Below are 22484 nucleotides of genomic sequence, written 5' to 3'. Positions count from 1 at the left end.
GCAAAATGGTTGACTACTTGAAGAAATATGAAATACCGGTTTTTCATCTCAAAGAGCAGGTTTATACCTACGACTTTGAGGATGATGACCGCTTTTTTGCCTGTTTCGAAAACAGCTTGGTAGAGAAGGGGCGTTTTGTTGCACAATTGCAATTGCGCAAAGACCGTAACATGCTGCACCTGCAGTTTCGAATTAAAGGAAGCACGCAGCTGGTTTGCGACCGCAGCTTGGACGAATTCGAATATCCGTTTGAACTCCAGCGCTTTCACATCGTGCAATTTGGCGATACCGAAACGTTCTATTCCGACGACTTGACTATCTTGCCTTCATCGACCACCAGCATCAATGTGGCACATCATATTTATGAAGAAATATGCTTTGCGGTACCGTTGAAGAAGTTGCACCCGCGCTACGAACAAGAAGAACAACAAGAAGAAGACGACGACCCTTTGCATAATAACAGCCGTCTTTTTTATACAACGCATCCCGAAGAAGAAAAGAATCAACAGCAGCAATCCACTGATGATGAAGATATTGACCCACGTTGGGCTATTTTAAAAAAACTAAAAAATAACCAAAACGAAAACTAACTATGGCACATCCGAAGCGTAAAACCTCGAAGACCCGCAGAGATAAGCGTAGAACTCATTACAAAGCCGCTATGCCTGCGCTTTCCATTTGCCCTACCACCGGTGAGCTCCACTTGCGTCATCGTGCCTATGTGGTAGACGGTAAGCTTTATTACAAGGGAAAAGTGTATATCGAAGACTACGAGCGCATCTAAGGCTCTGCCAGTGGTGAGCTCCGTCGGTTTTTTCTTTTTCCCTAAACTTTATTAGCTAATGAATCAGCCTATTAAAGTCGCAATTGATGCAATGGGGGGCGATTTTGCCCCCGAATCTCCTGTGAAGGGTGCATTGATGGCAGCACAAGAGCGTCCGGGTGATATCGTGATTGTATTGATTGGGCAAGAAGATGCTATCCGGGCACAGCTGCCCGAAGAAGTCCCTGCCAACATTCAGATTGTGCATGCCGACGAAGTGATTGGCATGGCAGAGCATCCTACCAAAGCCATGCAGCAAAAAACACGTTCTAGCATTGCGCTAGGTTATCATCTGCTCAAAGAAGGCAAAGTAGATGTTTTTTGCGGCGCGGGCAATACCGGTGCTATGTATGTAGGCGCTCTGTTCAGTATCAAGGCAATAGAAGGCATCATGCGCCCGGCGTTGATTAGCCATGTGCCTATGGTCAATGGCAATGTTGGTGTAATACTCGATGTAGGTGCTAATGCTGACTGCAAACCGGAAGTGCTGGCGCAGTTTGCTCAATTGGGCAACCTCTACTGCAAATATGTGCTGGAGCACGAACAACCACGCGTAGCTCTGCTTAGCATAGGCGAAGAAGAGCAGAAAGGCAATATTGCCGTACAAGCAGCACACAAGATATTGAAAGAGGCTGAGCACCTACACTTTGTAGGAAACATCGAAGGGCGCGATATCTTTTTAGATAAAGCCGATGTGATTGTATGCGACGGCTTTATTGGAAACATCGTGCTGAAAATGGCAGAGTCTGTTTATGAAATCATGAACAAGCGTAACCTGCACGATGCATTTTTCGATCGCATGAATTACGAAGCTATTGGAGGAAGTCCTATCTTGGGGGTTAACGGAAATGTAGTAATAGGGCATGGTATTTCGTCGCCCCTGGCTATCCGTAATATGATATTACTTGCCGAAAAGTTTGCACAAGCCGAATTAAATTCAAAAATTAAAAACGCATTGCTCCAAAGCATTTGATAGGCAAAGGGGAGGAGCGTCTCCCCTCTTTATGTTTTTCACTAAAAAAAAAGACCCATGGCACCAATCACTGCAGCCATCACTGGTGTAGCAGCTTATACTCCCGATTATGTATTGACCAACAAGGAATTGGAACAAATGGTAGATACCAATGACGAGTGGATTACCACCCGTACCGGTATCAAGCAACGCCATATTCTGAAAGGGGAAGGCTTAGGCGCTTCTTATTTGGGTGTACAAGCCGTGAAAAAACTTTTGGAAAAGACCAACAGCCGCCCTGAAGAGATAGACCTTCTTATTTGTGCTACAGCCACTCCCGACATGATGTTTCCGGCAACTGCCAACATTATTCAATACGAAGCGGGGCTTGTCAATGCTTTTAGTTTTGATTTGATGGCTGCCTGCTCCGGCTTCTTGTTTGGCTTGACCACAGCCGCGCAGTACATTCAAAGTGGACGCTATAAGAAGGTGATATTGGTGGGTGCCGATAAGATGTCGTCGATTGTGGACTACACCGACCGCAGCACCTGTGTGCTTTTTGGTGATGGGGCAGGGGCTGTTTTATTGGAACCCAACACCGAAGGCTACGGTTTGCTAGACCATGTGCACTACACCAATGGTGCTGGTTGGGTGCATCTGCACATGAAAGCCGGAGGAAGCCGTCGCCCTGCTTCGCATGAAACCGTGGAAGCACGCGAGCATTTTGTTTATCAAGAAGGTGCCAATGTCTTTAAACATGCAGTAGTGGGTATGGCTGAAGCCTCTTATGAAATCCTGGAGCGTAATCAATTGAGTAGCGATGACATCGCATGGTTGGTGCCTCATCAAGCCAATAAACGTATTATAGACGCTACCGCCCAGCGTATGGGACTCGACGAAAACAAAGTAATGCTCAACATCGATAAATACGGAAATACCACCAATGCGACCATTCCTTTGTGTTTGAGAGATTATGAGGCACGCCTCAAAAAAGGCGACCTGCTGGTGTTGGCAGCATTTGGTGGTGGTTTCACTTGGGGTGCCAGCCTCGTCAAGTGGGCTTATGACCCCCAAGTTTAACTTTTTAAATACAAAGTTGTATTTTTACCACCTCGAACAAACGAAAGCACTCATGAAAGCGAAAGAATTGAGAGACCTCATCGACTTCATTGCCCAGTCAGGCTTGGCAGAAGTCAATATTGAAACAGAAGAGTTCAAAATAAGCGTAAAGCGTTATACCGAAGCACCGGCAGTAGTACAGCCGTCTGTGCCTGTGCCTCCTCCGGCTGTGGTGCATCAGCAGGCGCCGGTAGCTACACCTGCAGTGCAACAGCCCCAAACCGGAGGGCAAGCACCGGCAGCCGAGCCCAAAAGCAATAAGAAACTGCTCGAAATCAAATCGCCTATGATTGGTACCTTCTACCGTGCGCCCAATCCCGACGCAGAGCCTTTTGTGAAAGTAGGCGATGTGGTGAAGAAAGGGCAGGTAGTTTGTATTATCGAAGCTATGAAGCTCTTCAATGAAATAGAGTCGGAAGTAGAGGGACGTATCGTAGAGGTATTGGTAGAAAACGCTACCCCCGTGGAATATGACCAACCCCTCTTCTTGGTAGAACCGCTCTCTTAATTAAAAGCAGATTTTTTATGTTTAAAAAAATACTGATTGCCAACCGTGGCGAAATAGCCCTGCGTATTATACGCACCTGCCGAGAAATGGGCATCAAGACGGTGGCGGTGTACTCTACTGCCGATAAGGAAAGCCTGCACGTGCGTTTTGCCGATGAGGCAGTGTGTATCGGACCACCTGCCGGAAGAGATTCTTATCTAAACATACCCAATATCATTGCTGCCGCAGAAATCACCAATGCCGATGCCATCCATCCCGGCTATGGTTTCTTGTCGGAGAATGCCAAATTTGCGCAAGCTTGCATCGATCACAACATTAAATTCATCGGTCCTACGCCCGAGATGATTCAAAAAATGGGCGACAAAGCAACCGCCAAAGCCACCATGCGGGCGGCAGGCGTACCGGTTGTACCCGGTTCTGATGGCTTGTTGGAGTCGCTCGAGCATGCCAAGAAGACAGCTGCCGAAATAGGCTATCCGGTGATGATGAAAGCCACTGCAGGCGGTGGTGGCAAAGGGATGCGCATCGTGCGCAGCGAAAATGAACTGGAAAAGGCTTGGGAGTCGGCGCGTCAAGAGGCAGCAGCCGCTTTTGGCAACGATGGGCTTTATATGGAGAAGTTTATCGAAGAGCCGCGCCATATAGAAATACAAGTGTTTGGCGACCAATATGGCAAAGTATGCCATTTGTCGGAACGTGATTGTTCCATTCAGCGGCGCCACCAGAAGCTCATCGAAGAAACGCCTTCGCCCTTTATGACCCCCGAACTGCGTAAAAAAATGGGGGAGGCAGCCATCAAAGGGGCGCAAGCCATCAATTATGAAGGTGCCGGCACCATTGAGTTCATCGTAGATAAAGACGGCAACTTCTACTTCATGGAGATGAACACGCGCATTCAGGTGGAGCATCCCGTGACCGAAGAAGCCACTTTCTTTGACCTGATTAAAGAACAAATCAAAGTTGCGGCAGGTGAGCCCATCTCGGGGCGCAACTATGAGCCGCAGCTGTACACGATGGAGTGTCGTATCAACGCCGAAGACCCCGCCAAAGGATTTATGCCGTCGCCTGGGCGTATCACCAACCTGCATATTCCGGGTGGTATGGGCGTGCGTGTCGATACGCACATTTATGCCGGTTATACCATACCACCGTTTTACGACTCTATGATTGCCAAGCTGATTGTGCGTGCACAAAGCCGTGAAGAGCTGATTGTGCGCACCAAACGGGCATTGCAAGAGTTCGTGATTGAAGGAGTGAAAACAACCATTCCTTTGCTTATTAAAATACTGGACAACGAACAGTTCAGAGCCGGTAACTTTACCACACGCTTCTTGGACAACTTCGATATGTCTGACCTTGCTTAAATTCGCGAAAAACTTCTTGCATATCCTCCGGGTAGCGGTTTTGACGACCGCTGCCCATTTTTCTTATCTTTGATAAAAAAGTCTCGTTTTTATCACTTCGTCCCGTCTGGTTGAATATGAAAGGGAAGCACGCTTTGCCGTTTTCTGTTGACCGTATCATTCGCAGCAAACGGAAAACCATTGCTCTGCAAATCACCGAAGCGGGGGAGTTGTGGGTACGTGCGCCCTACCATGCCAAAGAAAGTGATATTTATAGAGTGCTGTTCAAGCATGTGGCTTGGGTAGAAAAGCACCTGGCAGCTGCCCGACAGCGCAAAATATCTTGCCCTCAAAGGCTATTTGCAGAAGGCGAGTCGTTTTATTATTTGGGACATACTTATCCTTTGTGTTTCAGCACACAAACGCCATACCCTTTACTTTTTGATGGCGCTACTTTTGTAATGCATGCCGGTAGACAAGCCGAAGCGGCTCGCTTGTTTGAAAAGTGGTATATGGAACAGGCGGCAGCTTTTTTACCGGAGCGGGTGGCTTACTGGGCTGCCCGGTCGGGACTGCAGGGGCAGTATGTTGCGGTCAAAGTCAGCCGGGCGCGCAAACGTTGGGGGTCTTGTTCTTCTAAGGGAAGCCTGAACTTTTCTTGGCGCCTGATGATGGCGCCTATAGCAGTAGTAGATTACGTGATAGTGCATGAGTTGACTCACTTGCGCCACCACAACCATAGTGCTGCTTTTTGGCAGGAAGTAGAACGGCAAATGCCTGACTACGCCCTGCATCATCGTTGGCTGCGGCAGCACGGGCACCTGTTGTCTTTATAGCCGTTATCTAATACATAAAGCCAATCACCAGCACGTCGTCGGTTTGGTCTTTGTTACCCTTCCAGTGCTCAAATTCTTTTTCCCATGCGCGCGCCTGCTCTTGAAGTGGAAGGGCGGCGTGTCGTTGTAGCAATTCTCTGAATCGCTTGCTCATATACTTTCGTTCTTTTTCTCCGCCAAACTGGTCAGGGAAGCCGTCGGAGTGGAGGTAGATTTTGTCGCCGGGTTTCAACTCTAACTTATGTAGCGTAAATACCTTTTCCTTGTTATAGATATAAGATTTGTTGCCCAGTGAAATACGAGCGGCATTGAATACAAAAAAGTCGTTATCATGGAAGAGATAAAGGGGGAACTTGGCGCCGGCGTACTCGAGTCGGTTGCCCTCTACAATAAGGATTGCCCCGTCTAAACCGTCTTGTACTTTTTCGTCGGAGAGGGCTTGTTGAATGTGCTGGTCTAATTGTCGCAGCAGTTCGTCGGGGTGAAGATTGTCTTTCATCTCATTTACGAGCTTGTCAATCAAGTTCATGGAAAGCACAGTCATTAGGGCGCCCGGGACACCATGCCCCGTGCAGTCTGCAACAAAAATTACTTTTTTGTTGCCTACCTCTTTGCACCAGTAGAAATCACCGCTGACAATAGATTTGGGGCGGTAGAATATACCTATTTCACGGAATGGGGTGAGTAAAGCCTCTGGTTTGGGTATCATAGCTTGTTGAATGCGGCTGGCATACTGTATGCTGTCTTCGGTGCGTTTGTATTGTATTTCCAACTCACGGTAGAGTGCCTGCAGCTGTTTGTTTAGTTTCGACTTGAAGCGATAACGGTTGAAGAGCAGCAAAACGAGGATACTCAGCATTGCCAGTAGTAGAGTTCCAAGAATAATGTATTGCTGGAGTTGCTCTTCTTTCAACTTCTGTAGTTCTTTTTCTCGTTCCAGCAGTTCTATTTGCTTTTGTTTTTTTTCGATTTCATACTGACTGCTGATGAGAGCGATGCGGCGGCTTGTTTCGACGTCATAGAGTTCTTTTTGCAAACGATTGCTCATTTGGGCATATTGAAAAGCCTGATAGTAATCGCCCATTTGAGCATACACTCGGCTCAGTCCTTGGGTGGCATTTAGCAGTGCCGACTTGGATTCTACGGCAGCGGCTGATTCTAACGCTTTCCGATAGTAATCCAAAGCTACAAGCCACTCTTCTTTTTGCTCGAACAGACGGGCTATGTTGTTGAAAGTGGCGGCAGCTTCTGCTGGGTCATTTTCTTCTTCGTCAATCATAGCTGCCCGGAAATAAAGGTCGAGCGCTTCGTCAAAATTGCCTTTTTCGGCATACAGTATGCCCATGTTGTTGTAAATGCGTGCCATACCGCGCCGGTCTTTTAGTTCTTCGCTGATTTTTAAAGAGCGGTGGTAATAGTCGAACACCTGTTCGTAGCTTTCGGCACTTTGGCTTTGGAGCAGCTTCAGGTGGGTGGCTGCTGCTAAGTTGTTCAATACACCGGCTACGTCTCGCATGCGGCGATGCTTTTCGTATAGGTTCAAGGCGCGGGAGTAGTAGCGTATGGCTTCGTCATAATTGCCCATATTATCATACACAAGCCCTATGCTGTTATAGCAGCGGGCAATGCCTATTGGGTCGCCACAGTCTTCCCGTATTTTCAGGGAATTGGTATGTAGTTCAATAGCTTTTTTGAAGTCCCCCCATATTTGGTACAAGCTGCCCAGTCCGTTCAGGGCTTTGGCTTTTTCGAGGAGCAAGCGGCAATTTTTTTCTTGCTTTGGTGTGAGTGGGGTTTCTATTACCTGCATGTATTGCTCGAAAGCGCTCAGTAGGTCGTTTTGTTCGCTGCGGTAGAGATAGCAGTTGCCTAAGGCAACGCGTGCTGCCATGATGCCATACAAGTAGTTTTTTGTCTCTGCTTTTTGCAAAGCCAAGTGTGCATATTTGAAAGCGCGGTCGAGGTCATAAAACAAATATTCGTTTGTGAGATTTACACAAATATCTATCGCACGCGTATCTCTTGCACGAGCCAACTCTTGTTCAAGTTTGGCTATTTTGTTTTCTACCTCTTCTTGTGCGCAAAGAGGCAACGGAAGATGAAAAAACAGCAGCAAAAGTAAGCAAGCCAATGACAAATGTTTCAGCATAGTTTGTTTTCAAAAAATGGTAAGCAACTTCAAGGTAATAATTTTTTAAGACTCATGCTTGGCGAGTGCTTGCGCCGGTGGCAGAAGGGCTGCTTTGCGGGCAGGTAACCATGCCGAGAGCAAGGAAATTGTCAGAGCAAGGAGGCTTATGGGAATACAGTCCTGCAAGTATATGCTCCAGGGGATGCCGGCTTGCTGACTGATGAAATAGCTGAACAAAGTTCCTACTAAAAAACCAAGTAGGCAGCCGTAAAATCCCATCTGAAGGGTTTCTAGTAGGTATTGCCATTGAATCATGGCAGGGGTTGCACCTACAGCCTTTTGTATGCCTATTTCGCTGCTTCTTTCCATGGCATGGCTGTAAATCATATTCATCATGCCTATGCTGCCCACGATAAAGGCAACCAAACTAATGCCCCACAAGGTAATGCGCAGTGTGCGTTGTGTTTTTAGTTCTTCTGTCACCAAGCTTTCCGGGTTCCAGCTGCGGTAGTCGCTTAAGGGGTAGAGCTGCTTTAGCAGTTTCGGCAGGATGGGCGGCTCGGTGGTGTGCCGGTTGTAGCGGCTTATCCATAGGGGGTGTGTCAGCTTGTTTTTTTCTACGAAAGGCAACAGCCGGTGCAGCAAAGTGCCAGGATTGACGATAATCGCGCCGTTGAGGTCTGGAAGCAATTGATGGTCATTGTTTCGACTGTGTATGACACCTATCACCGTCAAGCAGTTGTTGCCTATGCAAACGACTTGTCCTATGGGTGGATGCTCGGGCGAAAGCAGGGCTGCCGCCAGTCGGTGCCCTATCACGCAGACTGCCGCCGTGCCGGATGAAGCAGACAAAAAGCGCCCTGCTTCTATGTGGATAGGAAGCAGCTGCGGCAGGGTAGAGGCAGAAACCACCAAGGGAACGTTTTGGTGACGCTCATTGCTGCGTGCTTCAGCGGTCAATGTCCACAGAGGGGCAGGTTTTACTGACTCGCTTTGCGAGTATTCGTTCAGCTTTTCAACGGTCAGGTAGGTAGCTTCACTTGCTGCGTTTAGCAACTCAGCAGGCAGACTGTTTTCTTGTGGTAGTTGGTAAAGTGTATTGAGTCCGTAGGCTTGAAGTCGATGGTGTAGTTTTTTCTGTATGCCGCGGTTGAGCGTCCATAGGCTGAATAGGGCAGCCGTGCCTACAACAATACCTATGGTTGAAAGCCATAGGCGCCAGCGATGAGCACGATGGCTTTGCTGCGCTAATTGCCAGCTGCACAATAGTACCTTTTGCCATGCTTTCAGTTTAGAGGGGTGGGGCTTTATAGTGTTTGCCATGGCAATGATTCTATTTGTTCAGGTATAGATAAGCTCACTTGGTCGCCGATTTTCAGACCTTTTTTTACAATTACATGTAGGTCGTCGGCAGCGCCCAGTTGCACTTGCTGCCGCACCATGTGCCTGCCTTTTTTCTTGATAACGTAAGGAATACCCGCAGGGGTATAGTGCACGGCGCTTAAGGGAATAAGCAGTACCTTCTGGTGGAGGCTGCATTCAATGCGGTTGAAGGTACTCATAGTAGGGCGTAGGGCGGGGTCTTGCTTTTTCAAGCGGATATCTACGGCAAAGTAACGCGCTTTGGAGTCGTCGCTTTCGGCAGCATTCGATATGTCGATGACTTCGCCTTGAAAGATGCGGTCGGGAAAGGCTTCTACACGTACCTTGGCGGCTTGTCCCTTTTTGATTTTATGAATGTCCAGTTCGTTGATGCGGGCGGTAGATACCAGCTCTTGCTGTGCCGACAGCTTGACCACTACGGGGTCCCAAGTGCTTACCATGCTGCCGGCTTCTTTTTTGCTGCCGTTCCATCCCTTGTGGTAGATAACGGTACCGTTGGTGGGGGCGTGAAGGGTAAGTGCTTTCAGTGCTTCTTCTGCCATTTTGTATTTTCGCTTGGCTTCGTTGAGTAGCGTATGGATGCCCATCAGTTTGCTGCGGGCTTGTTTTTGTTTGAGCCGATAAGCTTGCTGGGCGTTTTCGTAGGCGTTGAGCGCACGTTCATATGCCAAACGGGTTTTGCTTTGCTCTGCGGGGGGCTCATATTCTGTGCCACGTAGTTGAATCTTTTTCATTTCCAGGTCAAGGGCAAGGTTTTGCAGTTCTTCGCGCGCTTGGCGCAGCGCAAGAGCCGTATCGATTAGTGCCTGATTCCGTTCGTTTTCAAGCTTTTCTATTTCTATGCGCAGTTGCTGCATTTTTTCGCTTAGCTCTTGGTTGTCTAAAGTAGCCAAGTAGTCACCAGCTTTGACTTGGCTACCTTCCGGTATCAAGTCCACTATTTTGATTTGATAAATTTCGAGGCTGCGCAACAGAGCAGGTGCTGTAACCTCAACGGCTTGCCGAGCGGTGAGTTCACCGGTAGCCAGTACTTGCACGCTCAGGTCGCCTTTTTGTACAAGCACCCAGCCTTCTGCTTCGTCGGCAGATGGTGCCAAGAGCCACCATGCCAAGGGCAGCATCAGCAAGGGGAGGATAGTGATGAGTAATTTTCTTCTGGACGGAATTGTAAGCATGCACTATAGAGCTTTATGGAAAAATAAAAGTGGAGAGCTGTTTGCGCTGCAGAGTTTAATGCTAAGTTTGAAATTAGTAATTTGCGCCGAATTTAAAAAACGACATGTTAGGAGAACTATTAGCGACCTATATTTTGCCCTTGGTTTTAGCCTTTATTATGTTGGGCATGGGCTTATCGCTCACTTTTAATGATTTTAAACGAATCATAGCCTATCCCAAGTCGATGTTGCTGGGGCTTAGTCTGCAAATGCTGGGCTTGCCTTTGTTGGCGTTTTTATTGGCATGGGTGGCGCCGTTTAGTCCTGCCATAAAGGTGGGCATTGTGTTGGTGGCTGCTTGCCCGGGAGGAGCGGTGTCTAATCTGATTACTTACCTTTTACAGGGCAACCTGGCTTTGTCTATATTATTGACTTCGGTTAACAGTCTGCTCACCATCTTCACCATCCCTTCCATTGTCAATTTGGCTTTGTGGGTGTTTATGGGAGACCGTTGTGAGCTGAACTTGCCTTTTTGGAATACCTTTCTGCAGATTTTGCTTATTACGGTTGTTCCGGCTGTGTTAGGTATCTATGTGCGTTATCGGGTAGGGAAAAGGCGGGTAGAGCGTTGGCAGGGCTGGCTTAAATACATTCTTCCTTCTTTACTGGGCATTGCCATGGTGTTGACAATTTACTTTAATCAAGACAACAGCTTGTCGTTTCACTGGTATGATTACTTGGCGATTGTGCCTTTTATGCTGGGGTTAAACATAGGGGGCATGTTGTTGGGGTATTATGTGTCGAGAGCGGCAGGCTTGAAGCAAAAGAACTGCCTGACCATTGCTATTGAAGTGGGATTGCAGAACACCGGCTTGGCAATCACCGTAGCGACCAGTGCCACCATGCTCAATAGCCTGGAGGCTGCCATTCCCGCTTCAATATATGCCCTGTTTACTTTCTTCTCGACAATAGCTTTAGCGCTGTTTTTCAGGGAGCGCCTGCCACGCAGAGAGTTAAGGCAGTAGGTGCCGTTGCCATGCGTCTTTTTGTTGCAGAGGCAGCAAGAGCTGGTGCATAGCAGTCGCCCAAGCTGTGCCTATGAGCGCCCCGGCAAGCACATCGGGCAAAAAGTGTTGGTTCAGATAAATACGTGAAAAGCCGACAAGAGCCGCTGCCAACGCCCACAAAATCCCGTTTTTGGGGGTAGAGTGCAATACCAGAAAGGTAGCCAAAGCAAAGGCAGTGGTGGCATGTCCCGAAGGGAAGGAGTGAGTGGTATGTACTTCTACGCCAGCAATATAGTGCAGTTGTGCACCCAATAAGCCTTTAGGGCGCAATACGTCGGCAAAAACCGTGCGCTTGAGTAGCTGCGTAAACAGCCCGGAGGTAGCAAACGAAAGCAAGCCTTCAAAAGCGAGGTAGTAGCTGCGCCATAACGCCATAAACAAAATAACTGTTACGAATGTCAGTCCGTCGCCCAGATGGGTTAGATAGCTAAAGAAAACATCTAAGTATGCCAAGTGGTTAGCATCTACCCACAGTTGCACGGCTTCTTTTGAGCAAAAAAGCAGGATTATGCTGCCTGTAAGCAACACAATGCCCACCGTGCCATAGTATGCAGCGTACTGCTTTAAAAGCTGTTTCACAAGTCCCCGTTTTTTTAACTGAACAACTTAAACAGGTCGTTGAATACGGCAAACGCCATGAGCATCAGCAGTAGGAACATGCCTACTTGTTGGGCTTTTTCAAGTATTTTTTCAGGTATAGGACGCCCACTGATAATTTCCAACAGAAGGAAGACTACATGACCGCCGTCCAATGCAGGTATAGGCAGTAAGTTCATGAATGCCAATACCATAGAAAGCAAACCGGTGATGGTCCAGAAGTGCACCCAGTCCCACACCGAACCGTAAATAGCGCCTATGCCTATGGGACCGGATAGCGACTTGGAGGCAGACACTTCGCCCCTGAAAATCTTTTTAAAACCTTTGATGTTGTCAAAAATTACATTAAAGGCAGTGTAAGTGCCTTTGGCAAGTGCCTCTGTCAAGGTCAACTCTTTGCGCTCATACAAGCTATTGAAGAAAGCAGGTTGAAAGCCCAGCTTGCCGTCTTTGCCTACGGTAGCCGTCAGTTCAATGACCTGCCCTTGGCGCAACACTTTGATGATGACCTCTTGGTTTTTATGTTTTGTCAACACCTCTGATAGCTCATAGAAATGCCGTATGCTGTCTTGGTTTATCCCTACGATTTTATCGCCTATTTGCAAGCCGGCTTTTTCTGCCGGTGAGTTGGGGGCTATTTCCGCTATCTCGTAGTTTGTCAGGTAGGGGATAGGCAAGATAAAACCCTCTTTATTGTCGATGACTTTGTCTGCCAAGTCGTTAGGAAGTAGCACTTGCAAGGTATCGCCCGAGCGCACTACTGTAAATACCACGTTGTGCCCCAAAAGTACCTCGGAGCTGAACAAATCATTGAAACGTTCTACGGGCTTGCCGTTCACAGCAATGACCTTATCGCCGGTGCGCAACCCTACCGATTCGCCTATTGTGCCTACAATGATGCCATCTACGCGCTCGCTTGGAATATAATTTTCGCCCTGTTTGTAGCTGAGCAGGAAGAAAATGAGAATGCCGGTGATGACATTCATGAGGATTCCGCCCAGCATCACGATGAGGCGTTGCCATGCGGGCTTGGCACGGAATTCCCAAGGCTCCGGCTCTTTCGACAGCGCACTGGCATCTTGCGTTTCATCTATCATGCCGGCGATTTGCACATACCCGCCAAAGGGAATGATGCCAATGCCAAATTCAGTTTCACCTATTTTTTTGCTCCATAGCTTTTTGCCCCATGCGTCGAAAAAGATGAAAAACTTGCGTACCCGCATGCCGAAGACACGCGCAGCTATGTAGTGCCCAAACTCGTGCACTGCTACTAAAATGGACAGCCCCAGGATGAGCTGCAAAATCATAACGATAATTTCCATGAAATGTATGTTTTTGGGGTAATTGGTATTTGAAACAAAATTACAAAACTTAAACGTGTTTGAGGGCTTCTTTTGCGTATTGGCGTGTTTGCTGGTCGGTGGCGAAGTAGTCTTCGGGCGCAGGGTTGGCAATGTAGTCCATGCGCTGCATGCATGTTTCGATGAGTGCGGGAATATCCAAAAAGTTGATTTGGTCTTGAAGGAAAGCAGACACAGCTACTTCGTTGGCAGCATTGAGCACACAAGGCATGTTGCCCCCTTGTCGTAGGGCTTCATAAGCCAGTTCGAGGCAAGGGAAGGCTTTAGTGTCGGGTAGCTCGAATGTGAGCTGTGGATATGCCCTAAAATCGAAGCGGGGAAATGAAGTGGGATGACGCATAGGATAACTCAAAGCAAATTGAATGGGCAATTTCATGTCGGGTAAGCCCATTTGCGCTTTAATAGAGCCGTCTTCAAATTGCACCATAGAGTGTATGATGGACTGCGGGTGAACGATTACTTCTATTTGTTCGGGCGAAAGCCCAAAGAGCCACTTAGCTTCGATGACTTCGAGCCCTTTGTTCATGAGGGTGGCTGAATCAATGGTTATCTTGGCGCCCATATTCCAGTTGGGGTGTTTGAGGGCTTGTTCTTTGCGTACGCTGGCAAGTTGTTCGCGGCTATAACCACGGAAAGGACCGCCCGACGCCGTCAATATGATTTTTTCTATGGGGTTGTGAAATTCGCCCACTAAGCACTGAAAAATAGCTGAGTGTTCCGAGTCCACAGGGTAGATGTTTACGCCCCGTTCACGCGCCAAGCGGGTGATGTAGGCGCCAGCAACGACCAAGGTCTCTTTGTTTGCCAGCGCAATAGGCTTGCCCGCCTCTATAGCATGGATGGTGGGGCGCAAGCCCGCAAAACCTACCATAGCCGTCAGCACAATGTCTATGCTCTCCATTTCCACCACTTGGCACAAGGCTTTTTCTCCCGCATATACTTTGATGGGATAAGGTGCCAGTGCTTCTTTTAGCTTCGGATAGTGCTCAGGGTTGCTAATGACTACGGCATTGGGTTGAAAGGCAATGCTTTGTTCTATCAATAAATCTACATTGTTGTTGGCAGTGAGCACTTCTACTTCCAAATAATCGGCTTGTTCACGGATTACCTCCAAAGCTTGTGTGCCTATGGAGCCCGTAGAGCCCAGAATAGCCACTCTTCTTTTATGGTGCTGTGTACTTGTATTCATAGAACGTTTGTATCTATTATTTTTTCCTTTGGGATGCTTTGCCCGTCAGTTGAGATGGTAAACTACTTCGGCAAACAACAAACCGGCAAGAAACATAAGCATTGCTTTTCACAACATTTTTGCAAAAATTTTATTTTACAAATAATCTTCAATCTGTTCAATCGTATAACTTAACTGGCTCTATGCTCATTTTCCGTTTTGCAGGCTATTGTTTGATAGCTCTTTGCTTGGGTGCATGCACGAGCCGCTCTCTTGTTTCTTCTACCCAAACGATAGGTTTTCGCATAGCTCAGAGTTACAAGAGAAAGGCAGTGGTTCCTTTCAATTTGTATGGCAATTTGATTGTGGTGCCTGTTTTCGTCAACCGTGCCAAAGATACTTTAAATTTTGCAGTTGATACGGGGGTGAATGGCATTCTTGTTTTAACCCCTTCTTTGGATACTTTGTTTTCTCCCCATGGCAACAGCACACGCATTCCTGTGCGGGGCTTGGGTTCGCCAGAGGTATTTTGGGCGCATGTGTCTTCGCTCAATCATTTGCGTGTGGGCAGTAAATTGATAAACGAAGCTGCCAACGTCATGGTGATGGATGACTCGGTGTTTAACTTGTCATCTTATGCGGGCAAGCCCATTCACGGCTTGTTGGGCTCTGCTCTTTTTGAGCATTTGGTGGTGAAAATAGATTACCAGCGCCAGCGGCTGACTTTCTACAACCGGCAGTACCGCCGTTGGCGGCGCCAGTTGAAAGGTTACCACGTCGATACCTTATTTTTGCATGGCGAAAAACCCTATATGCCTCTGTGGATACAGCAAGCCGGCGAGCGCAAGCTGCAACCGCTCCGTGTGTTGCTCGACAGCGGGGCAGGGCATACCCTGCTACTGGAAATAGCTGCTGACTCTTCTTTGCGTCTTCCACCTCAATACATCGAAGGACGTATCGGCGCCACTCTTTCCGGCGATTGGTATGGCGCTGTGGGGCGTTTGCCACGAGTGCAAATTGCACGCTGGCAGATGGAAAATGTGTTGGCAGGCTTTCCCGACACCACTCACTATGTGTATCGAAAACCCAAAGGCATAGAAGTGCAAGGCGCTATAGGGTTTGGCATGATGTCGCGTTTTCACTGGGTTTTCGACTATCGGAACCGCCGGGTGTGGTTGTATCCGAATAAAAACGCCAAAAAGCCCTTTGAATATAGCTTTACGGGGATTGATTGGGTGGTACTCCCGCCTGACTTTCGTACTTTCATGGTGAGCGAGGTACATCCCCTGTCCGAAGCATGGAAAGCAGGCTTGCGCCCCGGCGATATTCTATTGGGGGTAAATGAATTTTCAGCATCGGAATTGACACTGAACCACTTATATAAAATTACCGAAGAGGAAGGCAAAGAGATTGTTCTGCTGGTGCGGCGCAACAACAATCTTATGCTTATCTGTTTTACTGCCAAGCGTCTTATTTAGGTATGAACATTCAGTAAGAGTAAGTTGATGAAGAAAGTAGTAAGCAGTAAAGCTCGCAAAGCATTTGCTTGACCGCCGTTTGGCGTGCCTGCTGTGCCAGACGGAAAGCGGAGAGCTGGGCTTTCATAAAGTAGCTGTACAAAAGCGGTGTATATGCGTGGCAGAACCTTTTGTGGATAGATGTACGTCGCAAGCCATGTAGCGGCTTTAGTTGCTGGGTGTAGTTTCTTGGTCTTGTGGTTACTTTCGCGAGTGATGGTTGGGAATGATGACACGGAAGGTAGTACCTTTGCCTACTTCACTTTCTACTTCTATGTTTCCATGCAGCTGTTCCACGCAGCTTTTTACTATATAAAGTCCCACACCCGTGCCTTTGGAGTCTGGGTTGTATTTAAAAAACAAATCGAATAAACGGTCGTGAGCTTCTTTCGGGATACCGACGCCCTCGTCTATTACCAAAAGAAGACATTGCCGGCTGTTACTGCTAATAATTACATCTATATAGGCTGTCTCTTCGAGCTTTTTCCTTTGACTCAAACCGTGTATCAGGGCATTTTCTATGAGATGCTGCAAGATAGTGTAAATAAGACTGTGGGAAGCAAAAAAGGGTTGTTTGCTATCAATTTGGCTGCGTATTTTTACATTTAGCTTGTTACACAGGCTATTGTATTCATTGCGCAATTGAAACAGCAACTGGTGAAAGTCTATCAGCTCTATCTCTTGAGTGGCATAGCGAATTTTGACTACCTTCTGCAGCCCTTGCACTATCTTTTGCAATTTGCCTATGTTTTGCATCATCTTTTCCACGTAGTCAAGTGCTGTGGGGTCGTTTATGTCTAAGCGTGCCAAATTGCCGAGCCCTTGCAAGGAAGCCACTGGACCTTGTATGTCGTGGGAGAGTTTGTAGAGGAAGCTGTCCAAGTCGGCTTGCAGCTTGCTTGCTGTTTTTTTTAAGGACACTTGTCCTTCGAGTGCTTCGGTCAGTTCCTTGTAAGCCTCGAGCAACTCTTCTTTGCTTTCTTCTAGCTCTTGCTCCAGCAGGCGGCAACGCTGCAAAAGAGCATGAAAACGTTCTTGCCATTTTTGTATTTGCAGTGGAGTGTGATGCAGTTTTACTACTCTGAGCAGGGCTTGTTCTATAGCTTTCAGAATCACGGGCGAGGGTGTGTGCTCGAAATCAAAGACGTACCATACGCCATTCTGATAAAGTTGCAGCTGGTGCTTGGCATCCAACCCGTAGCCTCCGCTAAATATAGGTACTATTTCCTTGCTCAGTTGCAGGCTTTGAGCTACTTTGTGAATAAGCAGGGGCGTGTCTTTCTCTTCTGCATGCACCGGGATGAACAAAGCAGATTTTTCTGGAAGTTGTTCTACAGCTTGCAACAACTCTTCTTTTTGGTGAAAAACATTTATACGCCAATCGCTATTGGATGCTTGTACGTTTTTTCGCAGTTCATCGACCAGAGCATGTAGCGTCGAAGAACCGGCAGGTAAATAACAAACGATGTGCAAGTGATGAGGCATGATGCAGTGCAGGTCAGTCTTCCCAATTTTACGCACTTTATCTTTATCATTCAAATGATACGTCGTAAGCGAAAGTTTCGATTTGCAGGCAATGACTATATTTGTAACAAGCAATGGTACTTTTAAAATTGCGAAACCTTGAAGTTAGCAGCTATAGACATCGGTTCTAATGCCGCCCGACTGCAAATATCGAGTGTCATCAACAATGAACTCGACGGGGTGTACTTGAAAAAGGTCGAGTACGTACGTTTTCCACTGCGTTTGGGCATCGATGTGTTTAAACACGGACACATAACCCCCTACAAGGAAGCCCAAATCTTGAAATTGCTACATGCCTACCGTCTTTTGATAGACCTACATGAAGTGCATGATTACATGGCGGTGGCTACATCTGCCATGCGCGAAGCTGCCAACAGCTCAGAAATAGTCGAAAGGGTGCGTCAAGAGACAGGCATTCAGTTGCAGATTATCAGTGGCGACGAAGAAAATCACTACGTCAATGTGGCTTTGTTGCGCCACTTAGACCTTAAACCCTATTTGCATATAGACGTAGGCGGCGGAAGCACCGAACTTACCCTTATCATCGGGGGGCAGGCAGTGGCTTCTCGCTCGTTCGAAATAGGCTCTATCCGCCTGTTGGAAGGAGCAGTTGAGCCTACTTTGTGGAAGGAAATGCAAAAGTGGGTGGAAAAACACTGCAGCAAAGTGGATAAATTGACCGCAGTAGGCGTAGGAGGGAACATCAACAAATTGGTAACCTATGCCAAGAAAAAGGGGAACGCCATCACCATCAAAGAATTGGCAAAGATTAAAGAAAGAATAGAAAGCTATACCTACGAAGAGCGTATTGCCATGCTGGAAATGAACCCCGACCGCGCCGATGTCATCGTCCCTGCGGCTCATATTTATCTGTCGGTGATGCGCTGGGCAGGCATCAAAGAAATATTGGCGCCAGGGGTGGGGCTGCGTGATGGCTTGTTGGAAATGCTACTCGAAAAACACGGATTTCGTAAAAATAAAATGCTATTTGACAGTTAATCTTGCTTTATGTCTTCTCAGAAAATAGCCGTTGAAATTATCAATATCGGTGATGAGCTACTCTATGGCAGCATTGCCAACACCAATGCTCAATGGATGAGCGAGTACCTGAGCGAAGCTGGTTTTCGTGTGCTTCGCCACATGGTCATAGCCGACGAGCAAGAGGCGATTGTGCAAGCTTTGCAAGAAGCTATGCAGCGTGCGCAGGTGGTGCTGCTCACCGGCGGTTTGGGACCTACCAAAGACGATGTTACCAAGTTGGCGCTTTGTCGCTTGTTCGGTACAGAACTGCGTCTTTACCCCGAAGCCCTTGCCCATCTCAAAGAGATGTTTATGTTGCGTGGGCGTTCGCTTTCAGCCTTAAACGAACAACAGGCAGCTTTGCCCGCCGGAGCAATTTACCTACAAAACGAAAAAGGAACAGCCCCCGGCATATGGATGAATGACTCTGCCGGACGGGTGGTGGTGGCTATGCCGGGCGTGCCACACGAAATGCAGCACCTCATGCAAGAGCAGGTGGTGCCCCGTCTGTTGAAGACTTTTGCCGTAGAACCACTGCTTCACTTTCATGTCAAGACCGTGGGTATTGGCGAGTCTCAACTGGCAGAACAAATTGCTACTTGGGAAGAGGCTTTGCCTGCGCACATCAAGCTGGCTTATTTGCCTTCTTTCGGGCAAGTAAAGCTGCGCCTGACGGCAACAGGCAAAGACAGAACGCTTTTACAAGAAGACATCAAAGAGCAGTTGAGGCGCTTGTTGCCGCTCATAGATAAGTACGTATTCGGTTTTGAGCAAGAAACCCTTGAGGAGGTAGTGGCGGCTCTGTTGCGCAAAAGCGGTAAGACCATTGCAGTAGCCGAGAGTTGTACTGGCGGCTATCTGGCGCACAGTTTTACCAAAATACCCGGCAGCTCTGCCTATTTTCAAGGAGGCGTGGTAACGTATAGCAACCGTGCTAAGATAGATATTTTGGGGGTGTTGCCCAGCACCCTTGAAAAAGAGGGGGCTGTGAGCGAAGCTACCGTTTTGCAAATGGCAACAGCGGTGCGTGCGCGTTTTCGTGCAGATATAGGACTGGCAACCAGTGGCATTGCCGGACCGGGAGGCGGTACCACCACCAAGCCCGTAGGTACTATTTGGGTTGCCTATGCCGATGCAGAGGCTGCCAAGGCAGCATTGTATCGTTTAGGCAATGACCGCCTTTTCAATATAAAAGTAACCACAGCTTTGTTGCTTGACTGGCTGCGTAAAAAGTTGGGAGGTAGAGCCCATGAATTTGAAGATTTTTTCGTATAATTTCGTTTGGAGAATACCGTAAAGAAATATGAGTTTTTGGAATAAAATATGGGGTAGGCATCGCCGTCTTCCGCTGCCACAAGTCAAACGCTATGCACTCAACTACGAAGACATAAAAACAGTAGGTATCTTATTCAACAGTACGGACGAGGAATGTCATGGAGCTCTCAATTACTGGATAAAAATACTCAAGCAAGACGGCAAGAAGGTGCGTGCCATGGCTTACTTCGAAGAAAAGCATTCCAATCCTTACGATTTTAAGTTTGATTTCTTTACAAAAGAAGACCTCAGGCGTGGCGAGCAGGTCAGTACCCGAGAAGTAGAGTCTTTCATACAAGAGCGCTTCGATTATTTGTATTGTGTGAGCTTGCAGCACTTCAAGCCTTTCGATTATATCATGCGCCATTCGCATGCCAAATGCCGTATTGGCTCGTTCTATGAAGACGATACCGAGCGCCCTTATGAGTTGATGATAGCCATTCCTCAAGGGCAGAAGCGCGACGTTGTTACCTTAACCCTTCAAATGATGCACTACACCAAAGGCTTATTGGTGAACAACCCGCCGCCTTCTTTTTTCGAGCCAGACGCCTTAGACCGTCGCAGCAAAAAAATAACCTCCTCTTAGCTTGTTTGCTGCTTGGTGAAGGTAAAACCCACGCCTTCTTCCGTTTCTTCGTAGTCTATTTGCACGTCGAGAAGGTAAAGAAAGTGTTTTTTGGAAATATAAATATCGATGCCCTCCAGCTGATAAACAGCATCATCTTCTTTGAGATGGTCAAAGCCTAAAAGAAACTGGGCACCGCCGCAGCCCCTTCCGCCTTTTACGCCAATGCGCAAGCCATAGTCTGCTGGAATGCCTTTGTTGGCTTTGATGTCTTTGATGGCTTCAAGGGCTTGAGGTGTGATTTTTACGGGCAGTTCTTCAAACATAGTTTGCACTTTGAAAAGTATCCTTATCTTTGAAACACTTCACAAAAAAAATGAATTCTGACAAATGGAAGTACTTCTTGATTTGCTGAAAGTGAGTATCCCTTTGGCTATTGTGAGTTATGCATTCTACACTACCGTGCGCGCTTTCTTGCAAAAAGACTTTGAAAAAAAACTTGCCGAGTTGCGATTGAAATACAGCGAAACGGCGCTGGAACACCGCCTGCACGCTTACGAGCGGATTTGTTTGCTGCTCGAGCGCATCTCTCCGCCGCAACTGCTTTTGCGTATTCAATTTCAGGACTTGACTGCCGGTGAGCTGCGCCATATTTTGCTACACGAAATACAGCAAGAATTTTCTCATAACCTATCCCAACAGCTATACATGAGCATTGAGGCGTGGGAAGAAGTGAAAAAAGCAAAGGAAGGGGTGGTTACGCTTATCAACAACACGGCAGCCACTGTAGAGCAAGACGCAAAGGCTTTGGTGCTTGCCAAAGCCATCCTGAATAACTTAAATGAATACAACATAGACCCAGTGGAGCCGGCGTTGCGTTTCGTGAAACAGGAAGCACAAAGTTTTTTTGCTTGAGAAACAAGTTTGTTTTTGCTTGGAAGAGTTCGGCTTTTGTTTTCTAAACGCACAATATTAGCAAAATATGAAAGGCAGCCACAAGGCTGCCTTTTGCTCATTTTCGAGAAGGCTTATTCTGTCAAAAACGGATAGTCTTCTTGCACATACACATCCTTGAAGATGTCGGAGGGGGCAGGATAAGGCGACTCCTCGGCAAACTGTACGGCATCTTCTACGATGGCTTTTACCTCTTGCTCTACCTGCTGGAAGTAGGCTTCATCGCCGAAGCCTTTTTCCAACATGCGCTTTTTCACTTGCTCTATGGGGTCTTGCTGCTTGTAGGCTTCTACTTCTTCTTTGGTGCGGTATTTGGCGGGGTCAGACATGGAGTGCCCTTTGTAACGGTAAGTGCGGAACTCCAACAAAGTAGGACCCTCGCCTTTGCGGGCGCGTGCAGCGGCGCGTGCCACAGCCAAATGCACCTCTTCTACCACCATACCGTCCACAGGTTCGGAAGGCATGTCGTAGGCTTCGCCCAAAGTGTAAAGGTCAGTTACGTTGGACGTACGCTTCACCGAAGTGCCCATGGCGTAGCCGTTGTTTTCTATTACAAAAATAACGGGCAACTTCCAGGTCATCGCCATGTTGAGGGTTTCATGAAAAGCCCCTTGCCGTACGGCACCATCGCCCATATAACAAATGCATACGTTTTGAGTGCCCATATATTTTTCGGCAAAGGCTATGCCTGCGCCTAAGGGGATTTGCCCCCCTACGATGCCGTGTCCGCCAAAGAAGTTTACTTCTTTATCAAATATATGCATAGAGCCGCCTTTTCCCTTCGAACAGCCGGTTACTTTGCCATATAGCTCTGCCATGACCGCGCGTGCCGAGGTGCCCAACACAAGCGGGTGGGCATGGTCGCGATAGGCAGTAATCCATTTGTCGTCTTTGGTGAGGGCAGTGGCGGCACCGGCTACACAGGCTTCTTGTCCTATGTAAAGATGACAAAAGCCGCGTATCTTCTGACGCCCGTATAATTGTCCTGCCTTTTCTTCGAAGCGTCGCGCCAGCAACATTTTTTCATACCAGAAACGGTAAGTCTCCTGCGAGAAGTCGTAAACCTCTTGCTTTTTATCGGGCGTCAACGAATATTGGTTTTGTGCGCCCTGTTTGTCGATTTCCTCTTTCTTCTGAGCCATGCTTAG

Annotated in this window: 22 protein-coding genes; 13 read left to right on the top strand and 9 right to left on the bottom strand. The window is 47.7% G+C overall.

The window, feature by feature from the left end:
- Positions 1-5: 5 nt before the first annotated feature.
- The 7 genes from FHS56_RS04945 to FHS56_RS04915 all read left to right on the top strand — a co-directional run bounded on the left by FHS56_RS04945 (position 6) and on the right by FHS56_RS04915 (position 5581).
- On the top strand, positions 6-590 hold the full coding sequence (locus FHS56_RS04945) for a YceD family protein (protein WP_166918739.1): 585 nt from the start codon (positions 6-8) through the stop codon (positions 588-590).
- A gap of 2 nt (positions 591-592) precedes the next feature.
- Positions 593-784, top strand: a complete 192-nt coding sequence (rpmF, locus tag FHS56_RS04940; protein ID WP_166918738.1) for a 50S ribosomal protein L32 — start codon at positions 593-595, stop codon at positions 782-784.
- A gap of 70 nt (positions 785-854) precedes the next feature.
- Complete coding sequence (plsX, locus tag FHS56_RS04935; protein WP_166918878.1) at positions 855-1796, top strand: phosphate acyltransferase PlsX; 942 nt, start codon at positions 855-857, stop codon at positions 1794-1796.
- Positions 1797-1853: 57 nt separating this feature from the next.
- On the top strand, positions 1854-2855 hold the full coding sequence (locus FHS56_RS04930) for a beta-ketoacyl-ACP synthase III (protein WP_166918737.1): 1002 nt from the start codon (positions 1854-1856) through the stop codon (positions 2853-2855).
- Between the two features lie 52 nt (positions 2856-2907).
- Positions 2908-3402 (top strand): acetyl-CoA carboxylase biotin carboxyl carrier protein, encoded by a 495-nt coding sequence (gene accB, locus FHS56_RS04925; protein ID WP_166918736.1) that lies wholly within the window; start codon positions 2908-2910, stop codon positions 3400-3402.
- 17 nt (positions 3403-3419) lie between these two features.
- Positions 3420-4766: an acetyl-CoA carboxylase biotin carboxylase subunit gene (gene accC / locus FHS56_RS04920; protein WP_166918735.1), complete on the top strand. Its 1347-nt coding sequence runs from the start codon at positions 3420-3422 to the stop codon at positions 4764-4766.
- Positions 4767-4900: 134 nt separating this feature from the next.
- Positions 4901-5581, top strand: a complete 681-nt coding sequence (locus FHS56_RS04915; protein ID WP_208409629.1) for a M48 family metallopeptidase — start codon at positions 4901-4903, stop codon at positions 5579-5581.
- Positions 5582-5588: 7 nt separating this feature from the next.
- Here the strand turns inward: FHS56_RS04915 and FHS56_RS04910 are convergent, their stop codons facing one another.
- From FHS56_RS04910 to FHS56_RS04900, 3 genes are read right to left on the bottom strand one after another with little or no spacing between them, the layout of a single operon-like run.
- Positions 5589-7730 carry a tetratricopeptide repeat protein gene (locus FHS56_RS04910; RefSeq protein ID WP_166918733.1) on the bottom strand — a complete coding sequence of 714 codons (2142 nt, stop codon included), beginning with the start codon at positions 7728-7730 and terminating at the stop codon, positions 5589-5591.
- A gap of 45 nt (positions 7731-7775) precedes the next feature.
- A complete protein-coding gene (locus FHS56_RS04905; protein ID WP_166918732.1) occupies positions 7776-9035 on the bottom strand; it encodes an ABC transporter permease in 1260 nt (419 codons plus the stop codon).
- Positions 9020-10270, bottom strand: a complete 1251-nt coding sequence (locus FHS56_RS04900) for an efflux RND transporter periplasmic adaptor subunit (protein ID WP_166918731.1) — start codon at positions 10268-10270, stop codon at positions 9020-9022. The genes FHS56_RS04905 and FHS56_RS04900 overlap by 16 nt, the downstream gene beginning before the upstream one ends.
- A 104-nt stretch (positions 10271-10374) precedes the next feature.
- Between FHS56_RS04900 and FHS56_RS04895 the strand changes: the two genes are divergently transcribed.
- Positions 10375-11274, top strand: a complete 900-nt coding sequence (locus FHS56_RS04895; RefSeq protein WP_166918730.1) for a bile acid:sodium symporter family protein — start codon at positions 10375-10377, stop codon at positions 11272-11274.
- Here FHS56_RS04895 and FHS56_RS04890 read toward each other — a convergent pair.
- The 3 genes from FHS56_RS04890 to FHS56_RS04880 are packed head-to-tail and all read right to left on the bottom strand — an operon-like array spanning position 11263 to position 14463.
- On the bottom strand, positions 11263-11895 hold the full coding sequence (locus FHS56_RS04890) for a phosphatase PAP2 family protein (protein ID WP_166918729.1): 633 nt from the start codon (positions 11893-11895) through the stop codon (positions 11263-11265). The two genes, FHS56_RS04895 and FHS56_RS04890, sit on opposite strands and share 12 nt — an antisense overlap.
- A gap of 14 nt (positions 11896-11909) precedes the next feature.
- A complete protein-coding gene (rseP, locus tag FHS56_RS04885; RefSeq protein ID WP_166918728.1) occupies positions 11910-13235 on the bottom strand; it encodes an RIP metalloprotease RseP in 1326 nt (441 codons plus the stop codon).
- Between the two features lie 49 nt (positions 13236-13284).
- Positions 13285-14463 (bottom strand): 1-deoxy-D-xylulose-5-phosphate reductoisomerase, encoded by a 1179-nt coding sequence (locus FHS56_RS04880; protein WP_166918727.1) that lies wholly within the window; start codon positions 14461-14463, stop codon positions 13285-13287.
- 311 nt (positions 14464-14774) lie between these two features.
- Between FHS56_RS04880 and FHS56_RS12040 the strand changes: the two genes are divergently transcribed.
- A complete protein-coding gene (locus tag FHS56_RS12040; RefSeq protein ID WP_166918726.1) occupies positions 14775-15920 on the top strand; it encodes a PDZ domain-containing protein in 1146 nt (381 codons plus the stop codon).
- Positions 15921-16160: 240 nt separating this feature from the next.
- On the opposite strand, the gene FHS56_RS04870 is transcribed toward FHS56_RS12040, so the two are convergent.
- On the bottom strand, positions 16161-17444 hold the full coding sequence (locus FHS56_RS04870; protein ID WP_166918725.1) for a sensor histidine kinase: 1284 nt from the start codon (positions 17442-17444) through the stop codon (positions 16161-16163).
- 138 nt (positions 17445-17582) lie between these two features.
- On the opposite strand from FHS56_RS04870, the gene FHS56_RS04865 reads away from it, so the two are divergent.
- From FHS56_RS04865 to FHS56_RS04855, 3 genes are read left to right on the top strand one after another with little or no spacing between them, the layout of a single operon-like run.
- Positions 17583-18482: a Ppx/GppA phosphatase family protein gene (locus FHS56_RS04865; protein ID WP_166918724.1), complete on the top strand. Its 900-nt coding sequence runs from the start codon at positions 17583-17585 to the stop codon at positions 18480-18482.
- 9 nt (positions 18483-18491) lie between these two features.
- On the top strand, positions 18492-19778 hold the full coding sequence (locus tag FHS56_RS04860) for a competence/damage-inducible protein A (RefSeq protein ID WP_166918723.1): 1287 nt from the start codon (positions 18492-18494) through the stop codon (positions 19776-19778).
- Positions 19779-19806: 28 nt separating this feature from the next.
- A complete protein-coding gene (locus FHS56_RS04855) occupies positions 19807-20403 on the top strand; it encodes a DUF6913 domain-containing protein (protein WP_166918722.1) in 597 nt (198 codons plus the stop codon).
- On the opposite strand, the gene FHS56_RS04850 is transcribed toward FHS56_RS04855, so the two are convergent.
- On the bottom strand, positions 20400-20708 hold the full coding sequence (locus FHS56_RS04850; RefSeq protein ID WP_166918721.1) for a HesB/IscA family protein: 309 nt from the start codon (positions 20706-20708) through the stop codon (positions 20400-20402). The two genes, FHS56_RS04855 and FHS56_RS04850, sit on opposite strands and share 4 nt — an antisense overlap.
- Positions 20709-20772: 64 nt before the next feature.
- Here FHS56_RS04850 and FHS56_RS04845 point away from each other — a divergent pair, with 64 nt between their 5' ends.
- Complete coding sequence (locus FHS56_RS04845) at positions 20773-21297, top strand: DUF7935 family protein (protein ID WP_166918720.1); 525 nt, start codon at positions 20773-20775, stop codon at positions 21295-21297.
- Between the two features lie 113 nt (positions 21298-21410).
- Here FHS56_RS04845 and pdhA read toward each other — a convergent pair whose 3' ends face one another.
- The gene (gene pdhA / locus FHS56_RS04840; RefSeq protein ID WP_166918719.1) at positions 21411-22478 is read right to left on the bottom strand and encodes a pyruvate dehydrogenase (acetyl-transferring) E1 component subunit alpha; all 1068 of its coding nucleotides are present in this window, start codon (positions 22476-22478) and stop codon (positions 21411-21413) included.
- Between the last annotated feature and the right edge of the window lie 6 nt (positions 22479-22484).

The sequence above is a fragment of the Thermonema lapsum genome, from assembly GCF_011761635.1.
Lineage (GTDB): Bacteria > Bacteroidota > Bacteroidia > Cytophagales > Thermonemataceae > Thermonema > Thermonema lapsum.
Note: the sequence above shows the minus strand (reverse complement) of the source record. Positions and strands in the feature narration are given on the sequence as shown.